The sequence below is a fragment of the Komagataeibacter sp. FNDCR2 genome (genome assembly GCF_021295395.1).
GTDB lineage: Bacteria > Pseudomonadota > Alphaproteobacteria > Acetobacterales > Acetobacteraceae > Komagataeibacter.
Genome location: NZ_JAIWOU010000001.1, coordinates 432,890 through 450,220, shown reverse-complemented (window position 1 = coordinate 450,220; position 17,331 = coordinate 432,890). Strand labels below are relative to the sequence as shown.

Genomic DNA, 17,331 nt, shown 5'->3' with positions numbered 1-17,331 from the left:
TAAGTTACGCACATCTTTCAATACCCTCTGGAAAAAGATGTCAAGCCTGTATATCTTTAGGCCATGAGACTGACCCTTCATACCGACTATGCGCTGAGAACATTGATGTACCTGGCGGTTCACACCGAACGCCTGTCCTCAATCCGTGAAATCGCGACCGCGTATGGTATTTCGGAAAATCATCTGATGAAGATCATCCACCGGCTTGGCCTTGGTGGTTTTATCGAAACCGTGCGTGGGCGCGGCGGCGGCCTGCGCCTTGCCCGCCCTGCCGATCAGATCCGCATTGGTGATGTCGTACGCTATACCGAGGAAGACATGGCGCTGGTTGGCTGCCAGCAGCCTGAAGGCGCAAAGGACAATACGCCGTGTCTTCTGGCGGATGCCTGCCGGTTACGTGGCGCATTGGGCGAGGCGCTGGGTTCGTTCATGACGGTACTGAATGGCTACACACTGGCGGATGTCGTAACGCCACATGAGCGCCGGTGTCTGTCCTGAATATCAGGACATATCCGTTCGCAGGCACCGCGGGGCGTAATCCACGACACCCAAAAAACTTTTATTTTTTTCAATCAGCGATTTATGAATATTATTTACAATATAATCGTATATCCAAGTCAAAGACAGGATATTTTTTAATATGCATACCCTTTCAGATGATTTCAAAAGTTTTTTAATATTTGAAGAAAGGCTTTCTGAATCCGAAATTCAGCTTTCAACACGTATAGTAGAAGATCTAAGTCTGGATGGATATGATGCTCACTGTTTAATAGTGTCATATATTGACAATTTCCATATAGATACAGGAGATTTTGATTTTTGTCGTTATTTCCGCCATGAGACGCCACCTTTTCTGGTTTTCCTGATTATACCCGACTTATTATTCAGGTTATTCAGATTCCTGATCTGGCAGCTTCTGCTGGGCAAACCTGCACCCAAGCCAACGACGGTTCCGCTCACATTAACCATGCTTCAACAGGCAATTGATGATGGAAGATGGGATTCCGTACGCCTTGAATCCCTTGCCGGCACGGAAGTCTATCCCCCGCCGCCCAAAAAGCCCGGATGGTTTTCACGTATCCGCAAAGGAAAGTAGCAGGCCATCCCTGTTTACATCATTATATAACGCGATACCGAATTATATAACGCGATACCGAATATGTGATCGGTGTTCAGGCCAGCCAGCCTATTGCGGCCATTCCCTGCCCTTTTCAATACATGCCCCCATCCCCACATCCGCGGTATCGGAGGAATATTCCCCCCGAGGTGGAGGTTGCCATGGCTATGGGAACACAGTACCGCTCAAAATCGGATATGATGAACTGGGTCGGAATAGGCATTGTCATGCTGACACTGGCCCTGTGGTTATCGTTCATTTTTATATAGAATGAACGTAAACAGACCATCCTGATACGCCCTGATACTTGCGTTAATGGAGACCTACCATGTGGATGTACTCTCGGCGCCAGCATAATAATTCTGGCGCATCACAGACCGGGCGGCTTGACAGATGGGACATTATTGCCCCCGCGCTTCTGGCTGCCGCCTTCGCGCTGTCAACCGCGCTGATCTTCTTTGGGTGATGAAAGCCATGAATGGAAGCCCGAAATGACACCGGGCTTCCATTTCAATTGAGAAATAAGAATTCTTTTAAACAACAAATGTATTTGGGTACCACTTTTTTCAAAAGGTAGCGTTTCCTGAAGCTTTTTGAAAAAAGCTTCACCAAAAACTTCTTATTATCTGGAGAATATTGCATGGGAATTTTTTTTAATACAAATAAAAGTTTTTTGGTTCTTTTTTTCAAAAAAGAACATAACTCCACACCAACCAGATCATAATGTCAGTTACGTTGTCTCCCCCGCGTTACGGGCCACAACGGCATTGGCCTCGCGGATGGCGCGGCCTTCATTACCCGTTCGTTCCAGACACTCATTGGCAACCTTTGCCCACAGTTCCCGCAGGTGTGCCGTTGTTGCTTTATGCGTATGCGTTGGGGCGTCATCGGCTGTCCATGGCATTTGGGGGGATCTCCAGTAATGGAATGGGCATTACGCACATATCTGTCAGTAACGGACAGTCAAACAGGGGGTTCCTATACGGCTCCCTGATTCAGGCGTGCGGCCATCATGTATCCGGCGGAAACCGACAGCATGCCCAGCACGATTGAAAGACCGATATTAAGCAGCGCCCGGCCCGGCGCGCCCCCACGCAGCAGGTCAAGTGTCTGCAATGTGAACGAGGAAAACGTGGTGTAACCCCCGCATATGCCGACCATGAAAAAGAGACGGCCCAGATCCGAAACAGGGTACCGCCCGGCCGATGTGGTCAGCGTGCCAAAAAATGCAATGGCGAAAGACCCGGTCACGTTAATCGCGATCGTGCCCCATGGCAGGCTCTGGCTCCACCGCGCCATCCAGATGCCGACCCAGTACCGCCCGACCGTGCCCAATGCGCCCCCTGCCGCAATCCACAGGGTTACGCGCAATCTGTCCAAATCCAATATCGTCCTCCTTCCCCGTTAGGGTTGTGTCCTGGCCATGCCTTCAATGTTGCAGGAAAACAGGGATTTCCCCACATTCCAGAATATCCTGCGTAACACTCCCCACAAGACGGTTATAGAGCGCGCCATGCGTATATCCCCCCATCACCAGCAGGTCGCACCCATTGTCACGACACTGGCGCAGGATGACCCTGGTTACGTCTTCTGGCGCACCATCATCGAGCGGTGGCAGGTAGCGGGCCACAACGCCAGCCAGCAGGTCCGTCAGGACGGACGGCGTATCCGTATCCGCCCGTAAGACCGCCACATCACGTGCGGCCGCAAGGATGGGGCGCGCCGAACGCACCGTCCGGCGGCACGACGTGGTATCCTTCCATGCAAGCAGGATATTGCGCCCTGCGGGACGGTTCCAGCCGGGGGGCACGAATACGACCGGACGCCCGGAATCGAAGATTGCGGCATGAACGGCCCGGCGCTTCTGGTCACTGTCATGGGGTTGCGGAAAGCCAAGCACGATCAGGTCGGCCTCGCTGGCATAAGCCTGCATCATGCGGGTGACCGAAATTTCCGGGTCCAGCCAGTTGACCTCCACGTTCCCTATCGCGCCATCCGCCCGGCCTGCTGTCAGCCAGTCATGAAAACAGGCATGGAGGCTGTCGGCCCATTGCCGTTGTGTTGCGCGTATCTGCGCCCGTGTCCGGTCCGTGAGCATTTCCTCGGTGGGCAGGATCGTATCCTCGGGCGGTTCACGCGCGGCCAGCACATTCAGTGCCGCACCGCCCGCCCGCGCAACCACGTCCAGCCCGACGGCAAGAAGGCCCGCCGCATCTTCCGGACGGTTAAGAATGATAAGTGCTGTTTTCAACGTGATTTTTCTTCCGCACCCGTCCGGCCCATGCACGCTGTCAGATCGTGCTCAACACGCCGCCATCCACACGCACCGATGCCCCTGTTGTGGCCGATGCCTGCGGTGAGGAGAGATAGACCACCATATTGGCCACTTCCTCCACCGATGCGGCGCGGCGGATGATCGAACTCGGCCGATGGGTCATGACGAACCCGGCGGCGACTTCCTCCAGCGACTTGCCGGTTTTTTCCTGCTCCGGTTTGAGCATGTCCGCCAGCCCTTCGGACAGGGTCGGCCCGGGCAGCACGGAGTTCACGGTCACGCCGGTTCCGGCCATCCGTTCAGCCAGCCCACGTGCGATCGAGACCTGCGCCGTCTTGCTGAAGCCGTAATGGATCATTTCCACGGGAATATTGAATGCGGATTCCGAGGATATGAACACGACACGCCCCCAGTCCCGCTCCTTCATGCCCGGCAGGTAGGCGCGCGACAGGCGTACGCCCGACATGACATTCACTTCAAAAAACCGGGCCCAGTCCTCATCCGGTGTTTCCAGGAAATCCTTCTGCTCATAAATTCCCAGATTATTGATAAGGATGTCACATGACGGATAGGCCGCCACCAGCGCCTCACACCCGGCAGCCGTGCCCAGATCGCCCGTAAACCCGACAGCCCCACCAGCGCCAAGGCGTGACAGTTCCTTTACGGCCTGATCCACCGCAGCCTGCCGCCGCCCGTTAATGACAACCCGCGCCCCGCTGGCGGCAAGCCCCTTTGCAATAGCCAGGCCAATACCGCCTGTCGATCCCGTTACAATGGCTGTTCGACCTGTAAGATCAATCCGCATGGTATTCTCCCGCAATGAATGAAGCAGGGGGCATCGTACACAAAATGCCCTGTTGAACAACACTGTAGCCTGCCCCACCCAAACAACCGGATGGTGTGGCAGTTGCGGCAGGGAGATGCCGCCTTTTCAGGAAAAGGCGGTACCTAAAAACTTTTATTGCGCGAGATAGCCACCATCGACAGGCAGAACCGCACCGGTGATGAAAGAGGCCTCGTCAGATGCAAGAAACAGGATGGCGCTGGCGACTTCTTCCGGTCGCCCCATCCGGCCAAGCGGATGCATGGAAACGACCTTCTCAATTCCTTCCTTGCCCATTTTGGCCACGGCGGGCGTATCGATTGTACCGGGGGCGACCGCGTTGACCCGTATGCCCTTGTCGGCAAGGTCGATCGCCAGATGTTTGGTCAGGCCGGAGGCCACAAACTTCGCCGGGCCATACACGGCCTGTCCCTTCTGGCCCGCGAATGCGGAAATTGACGACAGGCAGACAATAGCGCCCTGTCCGGCCTTCACCATCTCGGCAGCCGCGTATTTGCAGCTCAGGAACATGCCGCGCCCATCCACGGCCATGGTATGGTCCCACAGATCCACAGTGGCGGAAGCCAGATCGGCCTCGGGAATGACGCCTGCATTGGCAACCAGGATGTCGATCCTGCCAAAACGACGGACGGCCTCGTTCATCAGGCGCTGGACATCGGCCTCGCTGGCAACATCGCCCGCAACCCCCAGCACCTCGCTGCCCTGCGCGGCCAGTTCGCCCACGACGGTATCCAGCTTTTCCTGATCCAGATCCGCAAGAACCAGTTGCGCCCCCTCGGCGGCAAAGCGCTCCGCCGTGGCCCGTCCCATACCGCTGGCGGCCCCGGTGATTACGGCAACCTTATTCCTTATCCGACCGCCCGTGAAATCCCTGTCCGGGCGTGCATGTCCTGACATCTGTTTCTCCTGTCATATGTCGCGGATAAACCTCCAGCAAAAGGGAGGTGGAAATGTTGTCCGCTTTTTTCCCATGCCTTTATAGGGCAAACCGCCCCCGCATGCCTACGCGCCCCATCGGTAATGGCACCGAAGGAGACAATATCCTGTCAGGACAGGAAATACCGATAGCGAAGCACCTGAACGGATTATGCATGGACACGGAAACGAAAGGCGTAATGTCATCCAGGGACATGCTTCCGGATTTTATCCGGCCATTACCTCAGTCCCCAAGTTCCTGCTGGCTGTCCACCTGCCGGGCTGCTGCTGTGTCTTCCGTGGTAGTGCCTGCGTAATTTTCAAGTGTTTCCTTTAATCCGGACAGGGAAGCAACCGTGGACCCTACATCACCAATACCATTGGATTCCTGATATTTGATCATGGTATCGAGCAGGGAATAGGCATCAAGCGTGCCGGTGGGTGACTGCCGAAGCTGGCCATTATTCACTCCCCTGAGCGCCCATCCGTCCATCAGCGACAGTTCACCACTCTGGCGGAATGTAATTTTCCCCTGCTGCGTCAGTTCCTCATTCACGTCCTGCAGCTTCTGTGCCGAGATATTGCTGAAATCGACGGAACCGGATTGGCTGTCACCCGTATGTTCCGTGGTCGAACCGGAGAGATATTGCGCGGCATTCCCGATAATCGAAGATACGCTACCAATACTCATTGCCTGTAACTTCCCGTTGAATAATGATGGTACAAAACCATGCTTCGGTGGGCCATGATACCCTACCATTAATATTTCACATTGGCCTGTGTATCAATGAAAGTTTCCAAGAGTCAGGCACAAGGGAATATGTTCGGCTTTCCTGTAGGATCCGTCACGGTTGAAATTCGTTTTTTAAAAAGCTTTTTCCGGAAATTTTACATTGAATTGACCGCGCCAGGTAAATCCCCGCGGTTCATCATTTATTTAAATAACTTATGTTTATATTTATGTGGAAGGTGCTTGATTGACGGTATCGACAGCGTTCTGGGTAGTCTGGATATTGCTATCAGATGTCGCGCCCTGCTTTATCAGATGCTCCATGCTTTCGTGGAGAAGCGCCTTAATCTGGCTGGCCAGACCCCGCACGGTCTGCTGAAAATCCTGGCTGTCATCTGTCGTGGCGCCGGATGACTCTGCCTTGACTGGTGTCTGTCTGGACGCGGAACTGGAGCCATCGCCTGCGCTGTCCGTTTCCCCTTGCTGCGCGCCCTGCTCCCTTCCGTCGTCCGTTGCGCTCTGGTTGGCTCCCGACATGTTCAGGGAGGTCACCTGTGGCGCGGCTACCGCCACGCTGCCCACCGCGGCGGTAGTGGTGGTAGCGCTGCTGGTTCCGCCGCTCTGGGCATATTGCTCCACGGCGGCGGCGAGCTGGCGGGCAAGCTGCGACAGTTCCAGAGCCAGCGCCTTGGGCGAAAGGAGGGCCTTCATGTCCATGAGCTGACGCATCTGCGCCTTGATATTGTCAATCCGCTGTTCCGCCTCTGCCCGGGCGTCCTGCTGGTTGGAACGGGGAAGCTGGCCCACCCGTGACAGGGCGTCCTGCGCGGATGCCAGGGCTGTACTGTCATCGGAAGATGACGACCCCGCCAGAAAATCGAGACCGGCCTGCGAAATCGTTATCACGACGGAAGACGTATTCGCCTGTTGCGCCTGTCCGACCGGGGAAGAGACAGTACCATCATTCGCCACGTTATCGGTCGCGGATGGATAGGTGCCGGTTTGGGTGGACGTTGTGGAAACGAGCATCGCTAAAGTGTCCCGATTGGTGATCTGGATCAGTTTCCAGATAGGCCTAGTTCCTTGCGTGTACTGACCAGCGCATCTTCGATCGCGGCTTCATGGCCCTTTGCCCATTTTTCATTCAACAGGTCGGTGGTATTCAGTACGGACGGATCAGTGCCGACATGTATTTTCTGGGCATTCTTCATCAACTCACTCAACATACCAACAATCGACAGGTTACTGATATATTGTGGATCGTAAGGCTGTTTTGCGGCGTCCATGTCTTCCTCGTACTGGGTCTGTACTGACGCGCGACCAAAGGCCCATTGAACGGTGCTTTTTTCGTAATTCCCGGCTTTGTCGAGGTAGCTGCTCAAATTTTCCGAAAGGGCAATATCGGCATAAGTAATATTCGACGTATCCGAGACCATCGCATCACTTGAATCGAAGGAATACCCCTGCCCGCTGGGGGGCTGGGATACGAATTTTGATTCAAGGTTCAGGGGGCCGGCGTAATTGCCTATGGCGAACTGTTCTTCCTGAAGCATGAGGGATTGCGCCATGTCCTGTTCATCCTTGGAAAACAGTCCATCCTGATCGGATGACACCGCGGCCAGTGCGGTTCGGTCCAGACCGGACATGAGCGTATTCCAGTCAACGCCGCTATTGAAATCGAAAGCTTGTCCGCTGGCGGTCATGGAAGAATATTCCGCGTCCATGCTGGCGCGCGCGGCCTTTGCAATCTCGGGACCGCTCAGCCCCGTCGAGAGGGTTGTCGCAGCGGGATCGAGAATATTTTCACCGAAAATTGTCCCCGCACCCGAACGCGTGGGAAAGAACTGGGCGTAATAAGCGACCTGCGGATCCATCGACGTGCCGGTCGCTCCGGTCAGCGCCACCGTCGCTTCCGCTGAAAGGCTGAGGGAATCCGAAATGGAAGCCGCCGGGGTCCGGGAACCTGAACTGTTCGTAAGCGATGTCGTGCCGGTCTGCGCGGCATCTTCAGCAACCGTCGAAAGCGAAAGATAATTATCGGTCGCCCGAAGCGCACTGATCGTTGTCATCGTTCCATTCCGGATTTGAAACGCTAAAGGTTACCATTTCATTAAAAGCGTTAGTGATTCGTTAATCTGGAGATTATTTTTACGTGAGCCTGGAATTGAACAAATGAAAGTTCTGCAATAGGAAAATATTCTGGAATCGAGACCTATCACTTTACCTGGGAAGTAACATATCAGGCGTATCATGATGAATCGACGTTCTTTTCAAATATTTCCTTGCCCATACCACAGCCGGACATGGGGAAGAAGGTAAGCATTCAACGGGAACCACGCATGCAAGTTCCGCAGTCGTCGGGTGCCTTTACGTCGTCCCCCCTTTCTATCGCTATTATGGGGCTGTGGGTGTAGGAACGCTCCTTACATCCTGATGGAAGATCCATATGACGACCGTTTGCCGGAATATCGCCGTTTTGCCAGAGATGGATCAGTCCGTCCGCATGTGCCCTGCCGTCAACCAGGGAGGCCCTTTCGATCGTGAAGAGGAGGCAAATCAAAGGATTCCGTCATAATGACCGACACATGCAAGGTCCTGATGGTTTTCCCGCTCTTCAACGCGAACTCGTTCTGGAATTACAAGGAAGCCTGCGATCTGGCCGGTGCGCGCTACCCGGCGGCCCCACTTGGTCTGATTACCGTCGCCGCCCTCCTCCCGAAAAGCTGGGAGATCAGGCTGGTCAACCGTAACACCGAACTTCTGACCGATCAGGATTTCGGCTGGGCCGACATCGTGATGACCGGCGGCATGCTGCCACAGAGAAACGATACCCTCCACATTATCGAAATGTGCCGTGCCTGCGACAAGCCGGTGGTGGTTGGCGGCCCCGATGTCACCTCCAGCCCGTCTCTCTACAGCGCCGCGAATTTTCAGGTTCTGGGCGAAGCCGAGGAGATCATGGATGATTTCATCGCCGCCTGGCGCAGCGGCGTGCGGCAGGGCGTGTTCGAGGCGCCGATGGGCAAGACGGATGTCACAAAAAGCCCGCTGCCCCGCTTCGACCTGCTGAAGCTGGACCAGTACCTGCATGTCGGCGTCCAGTTCTCGCGCGGATGCCCGTTCAGTTGCGAATTCTGCGACATTATCGAGCTATATGGCCGGGTGCCACGCACCAAGACGAATGAACAGGTCATGGCCGAACTCGATGCGCTGTACGCGCTGGGCTATCGTGGGCATGTCGATTTTGTTGATGACAACCTGATTGGTAATAAAAAGGCGCTGAAGAAATTCCTGCCGGATCTGAAACGCTGGCAGGAGGAGAAGAAATTTCCCTTCGAGTTTTCAACCGAGGCATCGATCAACCTGGCCGATGATCCCGAGCTGCTGCGCAGCCTGTCAGATACCAATTTCTTCGCCATATTCGTGGGTATCGAAAGCCCGGATACGGACTCCCTCGTGCTCATGCAGAAAAAGCAGAACACAAGGCGCAGCCTGCAACAGAGCATCGAGACGATCCATAAGGCCGGGATTTTCGTCAATGCCGGCTTCATCGTGGGCTTCGACAGTGAAAAGGGCAGCGTCGCGCCCGGCATGATCGAATGCATCGAGGATACGGCGATTCCGGTCTGCATGGTCGGCCTGCTCTACGCCCTGCCTACAACCCAGCTTACACGCCGCCTGCTGGCCGAAGGACGCCTGTTTTCCGGTAGCGAACAGACGCAATCGGGCGATCAGTGCACCGCCGGGCTGAATTTCGAGACGAAGCGGCCACGTCGCGACGTGCTGAATGACTACAGGACCGTGCTTGCGGCGATCTATGATCCCGTCGCCTATTTCGGTCGTGTGCGCCGGATGGGCCGACTGCTTGGGCGTAAGCGCAGCCACCGGATGGTGAAGGGGGATCTCCGCAGCTTCATGCGGCTTCTCTTGCGCATTCACCGCGCGGGGCCCGGAACGGCGGGACAATTCTGGCGCATGATGCTGGACTGCGCCCTGCATAATCCGAAGGCACTGCCCTATGTGGTCATGACAAGCGCACTCTACCTGCATCTCGGCCCCTTTTCGCGGCAGGTCATCAATGAGATCGATCGGGAGATCGAGGATGTCGCGCATGGGCGCTGGCAGGCCCCGCCCCCCCTGCTACCCGCCAGGGATTGCGCACTCGTGCCTGCCTGATCCGCACCACGGCCACGTGCCGGCGTGCTGCGAACACGGGCGCGCCAACCCCGCATAGCCTCCCGCCCGCACGCTACCGGCTTCAATTCCTTACAAAATGGCATTGCCCTGCGGGACCGGGCGCTATAAGAGGACGTCATTCTTGGGGAGTAGCCACCCGCCCGTGCGGGGCCACCGTCAACATCCTCGGCCCGTTCAACAGGGCGGTCCGTGGCGGTGGCAGCAGGTCAGCAGACCTTGCCCGGCAAGACCAACGATGCCCCGCCTCCCTTATGGCCAGAGGTGGGTCGCATCGTTCGGTTGACGGCCTTGGGATGTGAACACGATGACTGGTGTCCTTACGCTTGGCGCACTTGGCGCAAGCCTGTCGGTTGATGCTTTTGCCGCCGCCATTGGCAAGGGCGCCACCAACCAGCGCAACCGCTGGATCGACGCGCTGCGCGTGGGGGCCGTATTCGGTTTTTTCGAGGCGATCACCCCTGCCATCGGCTGGGCCATCGGGCTGGCGCTGAGCAACTGGATCGCCGCCGTTGACCACTGGATCGCCTTCTTCCTGCTGCTGGGCGTGGGCGGCCACATGATCCATGCGGCCCTGAAAAACGAAACCCCGGCAACGGACGCCGCCAAAAGCGCCAGCGCGTTACGCCTGGTCGCAACGGCGCTGGCAACCAGTATTGATGCGACCGCGGTCGGTGTCAGCCTTGCGGTCATGCAGGTCAACATCATTACCGCATGTCTTGTCATCGGCGCGGTCACGACGGTCGTGGCCACGCTGGGCGTGATGCTGGGCAAACATGCCAGTGCCTATATCGGCCGTTATGCCGAAGTACTGGGGGGAATGGCGCTGATCGTCATTGGATCAACAATTCTGTACCAGCATCTCAGCGCCTGACCAGAATTTCTGACGGTTTCCGGCTTTATGCGACATGCAACTCCACACCATGTTCACGCAGCATGGCGCATATCCGTTCGGAGGGCTGCTGGTCGGTAAAAAAGCCGTGGATATGTGAAAGATGCCCCACCCGCCCCATCGGGCGACGGCCGAATTTGGTCTGGTCCGCCACCAGATAGACACGCCGGGCATTGCGCATCATGGCCTGGGTTACGCTGATCTCATCGGCATCGAAATCCAGCAGCGTGCCGTCTTCCTCAATCCCGCTTACGCCGATCACCGCGAAATCCGTGCGGTACTGCTCGATAAACGTACTGGCGGCCGATCCGGTAATACCGCCATCATAGAAACGTACCAGCCCACCCGTTACAATAACCTGAAAATCCGTCTGCGCGGATAACGGGCTTGCCACATGCAGGTTGTTGGTAATGACCCGCAACGCCTTGTGCCGCCGCAATGCCTTGGCGAAGGCTTCCGTTGTGGTGCCGATACTTATGAACAGCGATGAATTATCCGGCACCAGCCGGGCCGCGAGCTGGCCAATGGCCTCCTTGGCCCGGCGGTTGAGAACCTGCCGCTCCGAATAGGCGATATTCTCCACCGAGGAGACGAGCCCCGCCCCCCCATGATGTCGCGCGACCACGCCGCGCCGCGCCAACTGGTTGACATCGCGGCGAATGGTCTGGACCGCGACATTCAGCCTCTGGGCCAGTTCCTCGTTCGACATATAGCCCTGGCTGCGCACCAGAGCGGTGATTTCCCTGTGGCGTTCTTCCGCTGACACGACGCCTGTTACTCCACGCCCATGTCTGCCTGCGCCACGCTGCGCCCCGTCGCCCCCAGGTCGGAAAAAGCCTGCTCCAGCCGGGCCACAATGCCGGTCTCGCCCACCCGCAGCCACTTGCGCGGGTCATACAGCTTCTTGGTCGGTTTGCCGGTGGAAGGGGCGATCTGGTGGCTGAAGGCCTCGGCATGTTCCATGACATAGTGGCCGATACTGCCGGCGAAGGCGAACTGGATGTCCGTATCAATATTCATCTTGAACACACCGTAGGACACGGCCTCGGTAATCTTGCCCGGTTCGGAGCCTGACCCACCGTGAAACACCAGTGCGAGCGGCCTGTCGCCGCGCCCGACGGCCTGGGCCACCGCGGCCTGCGAATTGCGCAGGATTTCGGGGCGCAGCTTGACATTGCCCGGCGCGTAAACGCCATGCACGTTGCCAAAGGAGGCGGCGATGGTGACAAAACCCAGCGGTGAGAGCGCCTGATAGGCCTTGAGCACATCCTCGGGCTGGGTATAAAGATGGGCGTTCTCCGCGCCATCATCCACGTCATGGCCCACGCCGTCTTCCTCGCCGCCCGTTACGCCCAGCTCGATTTCAAGACCGATGCCAAGCGGGGCCATGCGGCGCAGGAAGCGGGCGCATTCGGCAATATTTTCATCCAGCGGTTCGGCTGAAAGGTCGATCATGTGCGATGAGAACAGGGGCCGACCCGTTTCCTGCACCGCCTGCGCACTGGCGTCCACCAGTGCGGAAACCCACGGCAGCAGCTTGCGGTCGGCATGATCGGTATGAAGGATCACGCATACGCCGTAAGCCGCCGCCACGGTATGGACATGACGCGCGGCGGCCACCGCGCCCAGCAGCCGGGCCTGATCGGCGTCCTTCAGGCCCTCCCCCGCGTAAAACCGCGCCCCGCCGTTGGATAGCTGGATAATGACATCCGACCGGTTGCGCGCGGCGGCTTCCAGCACGGCATTGATGCTGTTGGTGCCAACGACATTGACGGCGGGCAGCGCGTACCCCTCGTCGCGGCAGGTTTCAACCAGACGACGATAATCCGCCCCGGTCACCACACCGGGCTTCAGGGCCAGACGGACGGAGTGGGGGCCCGCTTTGTCAGTCATGTCGTTTCCCTATTGCTGTTTATTATTATTGTTATGCAACGGATGAAATGATCACCAGTTTTTGGTCTGGTAGTCGTGCTGGCCTTCAACAAACCGGATGGTGCCGGACTTGGAGCGCATGACCAGCGAATGCGTGACCGTGCGCCCACCCGTCCGGTGGACACCGCGCAGCAGCGCGCCGCCCGTCACACCGGTGGCGGAGAACAGCACGTCGCCACGGGCCATGTCTTCCAGCGCCAGCTTGCGCGACGGATCGGCATCGGGGTTCATCTTGCGCGCGCGGGCAATCTGGCTGTCATCCTCGAACAGAAGGCGGCCCTGCATCTGCCCGTTCACGCAGCGCACGGCGGCGGCGGCCAGAACACCCTCGGGCGCGCCGCCCGATCCGGCATAGATGTCAATATCGCTATCGTCCAGGCAGGCGGCGATGGCGGCGGCCACGTCCCCATCGCTCAGCAGCGTCACGCGCGCACCGGCCTCACGCGTGCGGGCGATCAGTTCCCCATGGCGCTCCCGATCGAGGGTGCACAGCATGAGATCGGATACATCGCACTTCTTGGCCTTCGCCAGTGACTTCAGGTTGGCTTCGATGCTGTTGTCCAGATCCACCACGCCTTCGGGCAGGAAGGGGCCAACCACGATCTTTTCCATGTAGATGTCGGGCGCGTGGAGGAAATTGCCACTTTCCGCCAGCGCCACCACGGTCAGGGCGTTGGGCAGGTTCTTGGCGCACAGGTTCGTGCCTTCCAGCGGGTCAACGGCAATATCCATGCCGGGGCCGCCCGCCCCCACCTTTTCCCCGATGAAGAGCATCGGGGCCTCGTCCATCTCGCCTTCACCAATCACCACGGTTCCATCGATCGCAACCGTGTCAAAGGCGCGTCGCATGGCCTCCACCGCCGCGCCGTCGGCTTCGTTCTTGAGGCCGCGCCCGGTCCATGCCGACGCGGCGACCGCCGCCGCCTCCGTTACACGAACCAGTTCAAGGGCGAGATTGCGGTCCGTAACCTGATAGGGGTTATACCGTGAGGAGGTCATGAAACATTCTTTTCCTGTTTTTATATGCGAGGGTTACGCCGCCACGGTGGCGCTGAGCGTCCGCCGCACCGCCATGTGCCACCCCGCCACCATACTGTCGCGCTGTGCCTTGTCCATTGCAGGGCGGAACAGATGCCCGCGGGTCCAGGTTCCCTCCAGTTCGGGTATGCTGCTCCATACCCCGGTTGCCAGCCCCGCCAGAAAGGCGGCGCCAAGAGCCGTTGTCTCGACCTGCTGCGGCCGCTCCACCGGTGTCAGGAGCATATCGGCAAGAAACTGGCAGAACCAGTCATTGACGGACATTCCCCCATCAACACGCAGTGCGCTCAGTTCCCCGCCGCCATCCTCACGCATCGCATCCATGAGATCCAGCGTCTGGTACGCCACCGATTCCAGCGCCGCGCGCGCGATATGGGCGGCCGTCGCGTCCAGTGTCAGGCCACAGATCAGGCCACGGGCGTCAGGATCCCAGTGCGGCGCGCCCAGACCGACAAAGCCGGGCACCATATAGACACCATGGCTGTGGGGCACGCGGGTGGCCATGTCATCCGTCTGGGAGGCATGGGTGATCAGGTTCAGCCCGTCGCGCAACCAGCGGATGGCCGCCCCCGCCACGAAAATGGAGCCTTCCAGCGCGTAGGTCGTCTCATCGCCAATGCGGTAGGCGATGGTGGTCAGCATGCGGTTTTCGGACCGGACGGGCGTGGTGCCGGTATTGAGCAGCGCGAAGCAGCCGGTGCCGTAGGTGGCCTTGGCCGTGCCGGGCCGGAAACAGGCCTGCCCCACCATGGCCGCGTTCTGGTCGCCCGCCATACCCGCGACCTTCAGGGCCTCGCCAAACAGGGCGGGATCCGTTTCACCGAAGATTTCGCTGTTGGTGCGCACCTCGGGCAGGATGGCGCGCGGCACGTTGAACAGCGCCAGCATGTCGTCATCCCACGCGCAGGTATGGATGTTGAACAAAAGCGTGCGCGCGGCGTTGGTCATGTCGGTCGCATGCACGCGCCCGCCGGTCAGCCGCCACAGCAGGAAGCTGTCAATGGTGCCGCAGGCCAGCGCGCCCTGTTCGGCGCGGGCGCGGGCGCCGTCCACATTATCCAGAATCCATGCGATCTTGGTGGCCGAGAAATACGGATCCAGCAGCAGGCCGGTGCGTTCGCGCACAAGCGGCTCATGCCCCTGTTCGCGCATATGCGCGCAGGCGGCAGCCGTGCGGCGGTCCTGCCAGACGATGGCGCGATGGACTGGCGCGCCTGTTTCACGGTCCCAGACCACTATGGTCTCGCGCTGGTTGGTAATGCCGATGCCCGCGATGGTGCCGGGACCGCCAATTTTTTCAAGCGCCTCACGCGCGGTGGAAAGGACGTTGGACCAGATTTCCTCCGCATCGTGCTCCACCCAGCCCTGGGCGGGATAATGCTGTGCGAATTCGATACGCGCGACCGCCAGGGCCGTGATGTCCCGGTCAAACACGATGCTGCGGGTCGAGGTCGTTCCCTGGTCGATTGCAAGAATTCTGTTCTTCTTGTTCATTATTATCTCCTGCCCGAACGGGCGGATGCTGGTTTGGGCCGTACGCCGTTTACGCCTACGGCCGGTATGTCACGAAACCGCCGGTGTCGCGACCGGCTGGCGGGCATGCAGGTAGGCATCCAGCCGGGCCGCGTCCTCATCCGTCACGTGCAGGCCCAGACGGGAGCGCCGCCACAGGATGTCCTGCGTGGTCCGCGCCCATTCCCGCGCCATCAGGTATTCCACCTCACGCGCGCTCAGCCCCGCGCCGAACTGCTCGCCCATATCGGCCATGCTGCGGGCGTCGCCCACGATTTCACCCGCGCACGAACCGTAATTACGCACCAGCCGCCAGACAAGCTGCGGGTCAAGGAAGGGCGCGCGCGCCGCAAGGCGGCTGACCGCCCCCTCAAACCCGTCCGTGCCCAGATCCCCGCCAGGCAGCACCCGACCCGCCGTCCAGCCCGGGGCGGCCAGCGCCGGCAGGAAGGGCCGGAGCTTTTCAAGCGCATGCTCCGCCAGGCGGCGATAGGTGGTGATCTTGCCACCGAAGATGGATAGCATCGGGGCCTGACCATCATGCGTATCGACATCAAGCACGTAATCACGCGTCACGGCGGAGGCATTCGTGGCGGCGTCATCATAAAGCGGGCGCACGCCGGCATATGTCCACACCACGTCATCGGGCGTGACCGGCCTGGTGAAATAGCGGTTCACGCTTTCACACAGATATGTGATTTCCTCGGGCGAAATCTCGACATGTCCCGGGGCCTGCGTCCATGGCACGTCCGTGGTGCCGATCAGGGTGAATTCCTGTTCGTACGGAATGGCGAAAACGATGCGCTTGTCCGGGTTCTGCAGGATATAGGCCTGCGGCCCGTCAAACAGCCGGGGCACCACGATATGGCTGCCCTTGACCAGGCGCACCTGCTTGGTGGAACTGACCTGCGCGCGCTCACGCAGTACTTCGCTCACCCACGGGCCCGCGGCATTGACCAGCACCTTCGCCCGTACGGTGGTGCGGCTGCCATCGTGCGTGTTCTCGATTTCGGCTTCCCACACGCCATCCGTCCGGCGCGCGCGCACCAGGCGCGTGCGGGTGCGGATATCCGCGCCACGGGCGCGCGCATCCATGGCGTTGAGCACCACAAGACGACTGTCCTGCACCCAGCCATCGGAATAGGCGAAGCCGCGCGCAAGCTTGCCATTGAGCGGCCTGCCCGCGGAACTGGTGCGCAAATCAAGCGATCTGCACTTTGGCAATGTCATGTTGGGGGCGAGATGATCGTACAGGAACAGGCCCAGGCGCAGCATCCACGCGGGCCGCGCCTGTGGCGTGTAGGGCAGCACGAAGCGCATGGGCCAGATGATGTGCGGCGCGATGCGCAGCAGGTTCTCACGCTCAATCAGGGCTTCGCGCACAAGGCGGAATTCATAATATTCCAGATAGCGCAGGCCGCCATGGATCAGCTTGGTGCTGGCGGACGAGGTATGGCTGGCCAGATCGTCCTGCTCCACCAGCAGCACGGATGCGCCGCGCCCCGCCGCATCGCGCGCGATGCCCGTGCCGTTGATCCCCCCGCCCACGACCAGCAGATCGACCGGGTCGCCGCCCGTGGGGAAGGGGCGGAATGTTTCGTCCATGGACGCCATGCAGATGTTCCTCCTGATGCGGATGTTCGTAAACGAACATTATGCGCATTTCAATAGGGGAACCGCACATTGGCCGGAGCCGTTAAGGATGATGTCGGAAGCCTGAATATTGGGAGTACCAGCCATAAATCCGCCACGATATGAGAAGTGCACGACCGGATGTATTTTTGTGCATATGCGAAAACGCACAGCCAGAATAGTCATCCACCCAGAGTTAACGCGTCCCCCCGCACCGGGTTGCGCCACATGCGTTCGGTCCTGAAAATGT

The 17,331-nt window shown here is 58.9% G+C and carries 16 protein-coding genes; 4 read left to right on the top strand and 12 right to left on the bottom strand.

Annotated elements, in window-relative coordinates; translation table 11 throughout:
* The first annotated feature begins 63 nt into the window (after positions 1-63).
* Both LDL28_RS02005 and LDL28_RS02000 read left to right on the top strand, forming a co-directional pair.
* On the top strand, positions 64-498 hold the full coding sequence (locus tag LDL28_RS02005; RefSeq protein ID WP_233056975.1) for an Rrf2 family transcriptional regulator: 435 nt from the start codon (positions 64-66) through the stop codon (positions 496-498).
* A gap of 142 nt (positions 499-640) precedes the next feature.
* The gene (locus LDL28_RS02000) at positions 641-1,096 is read left to right on the top strand and encodes a DUF1493 family protein (RefSeq protein ID WP_233056974.1); all 456 of its coding nucleotides are present in this window, start codon (positions 641-643) and stop codon (positions 1,094-1,096) included.
* Between the two features lie 999 nt (positions 1,097-2,095).
* On the opposite strand, the gene crcB is transcribed toward LDL28_RS02000, so the two are convergent.
* The 7 genes from crcB to LDL28_RS01965 form a co-directional block, all read right to left on the bottom strand.
* The gene (crcB, locus tag LDL28_RS01995; protein WP_233059153.1) at positions 2,096-2,497 is read right to left on the bottom strand and encodes a fluoride efflux transporter CrcB; all 402 of its coding nucleotides are present in this window, start codon (positions 2,495-2,497) and stop codon (positions 2,096-2,098) included.
* A 49-nt stretch (positions 2,498-2,546) separates the two neighbouring features.
* On the bottom strand, positions 2,547-3,368 hold the full coding sequence (locus LDL28_RS01990) for a universal stress protein (RefSeq protein WP_233056973.1): 822 nt from the start codon (positions 3,366-3,368) through the stop codon (positions 2,547-2,549).
* A 40-nt stretch (positions 3,369-3,408) separates the two neighbouring features.
* A complete protein-coding gene (locus LDL28_RS01985; RefSeq protein WP_233056972.1) occupies positions 3,409-4,197 on the bottom strand; it encodes an SDR family NAD(P)-dependent oxidoreductase in 789 nt (262 codons plus the stop codon).
* Positions 4,198-4,350: 153 nt separating this feature from the next.
* The gene (locus tag LDL28_RS01980; protein WP_233056971.1) at positions 4,351-5,133 is read right to left on the bottom strand and encodes an SDR family NAD(P)-dependent oxidoreductase; all 783 of its coding nucleotides are present in this window, start codon (positions 5,131-5,133) and stop codon (positions 4,351-4,353) included.
* Positions 5,134-5,395: 262 nt separating this feature from the next.
* Positions 5,396-5,842 (bottom strand): hypothetical protein, encoded by a 447-nt coding sequence (locus LDL28_RS01975; protein WP_233056970.1) that lies wholly within the window; start codon positions 5,840-5,842, stop codon positions 5,396-5,398.
* A gap of 267 nt (positions 5,843-6,109) precedes the next feature.
* Entirely contained in the window at positions 6,110-6,910 is an 801-nt protein-coding gene (locus LDL28_RS01970) for a hypothetical protein (protein WP_233056969.1), read from the bottom strand.
* A gap of 29 nt (positions 6,911-6,939) precedes the next feature.
* A complete protein-coding gene (locus LDL28_RS01965; RefSeq protein WP_233056968.1) occupies positions 6,940-7,950 on the bottom strand; it encodes a hypothetical protein in 1,011 nt (336 codons plus the stop codon).
* Positions 7,951-8,455: 505 nt separating this feature from the next.
* On the opposite strand from LDL28_RS01965, the gene LDL28_RS01960 reads away from it, so the two are divergent.
* Positions 8,456-10,057 (top strand): B12-binding domain-containing radical SAM protein, encoded by a 1,602-nt coding sequence (locus LDL28_RS01960; protein ID WP_233056967.1) that lies wholly within the window; start codon positions 8,456-8,458, stop codon positions 10,055-10,057.
* Positions 10,058-10,382: 325 nt separating this feature from the next.
* Complete coding sequence (locus LDL28_RS01955) at positions 10,383-10,949, top strand: manganese efflux pump MntP family protein (RefSeq protein ID WP_233056966.1); 567 nt, start codon at positions 10,383-10,385, stop codon at positions 10,947-10,949.
* 25 nt (positions 10,950-10,974) lie between these two features.
* Here the strand turns inward: LDL28_RS01955 and LDL28_RS01950 are convergent, their stop codons facing one another.
* The 5 genes from LDL28_RS01950 to glpD all read right to left on the bottom strand — a co-directional run bounded on the left by LDL28_RS01950 (position 10,975) and on the right by glpD (position 17,063).
* Positions 10,975-11,733 (bottom strand): DeoR/GlpR family DNA-binding transcription regulator, encoded by a 759-nt coding sequence (locus tag LDL28_RS01950; protein WP_233056965.1) that lies wholly within the window; start codon positions 11,731-11,733, stop codon positions 10,975-10,977.
* 8 nt (positions 11,734-11,741) lie between these two features.
* Positions 11,742-12,860, bottom strand: a complete 1,119-nt coding sequence (fbaA, locus tag LDL28_RS01945; RefSeq protein WP_233056964.1) for a class II fructose-bisphosphate aldolase — start codon at positions 12,858-12,860, stop codon at positions 11,742-11,744.
* A gap of 51 nt (positions 12,861-12,911) precedes the next feature.
* The gene (gene glpX, locus LDL28_RS01940; RefSeq protein WP_233056963.1) at positions 12,912-13,898 is read right to left on the bottom strand and encodes a class II fructose-bisphosphatase; all 987 of its coding nucleotides are present in this window, start codon (positions 13,896-13,898) and stop codon (positions 12,912-12,914) included.
* A 33-nt stretch (positions 13,899-13,931) separates the two neighbouring features.
* Entirely contained in the window at positions 13,932-15,431 is a 1,500-nt protein-coding gene (gene glpK, locus LDL28_RS01935; RefSeq protein WP_233056962.1) for a glycerol kinase GlpK, read from the bottom strand.
* A gap of 69 nt (positions 15,432-15,500) precedes the next feature.
* Positions 15,501-17,063, bottom strand: a complete 1,563-nt coding sequence (gene glpD / locus LDL28_RS01930) for a glycerol-3-phosphate dehydrogenase (protein WP_233056961.1) — start codon at positions 17,061-17,063, stop codon at positions 15,501-15,503.
* Between the last annotated feature and the right edge of the window lie 268 nt (positions 17,064-17,331).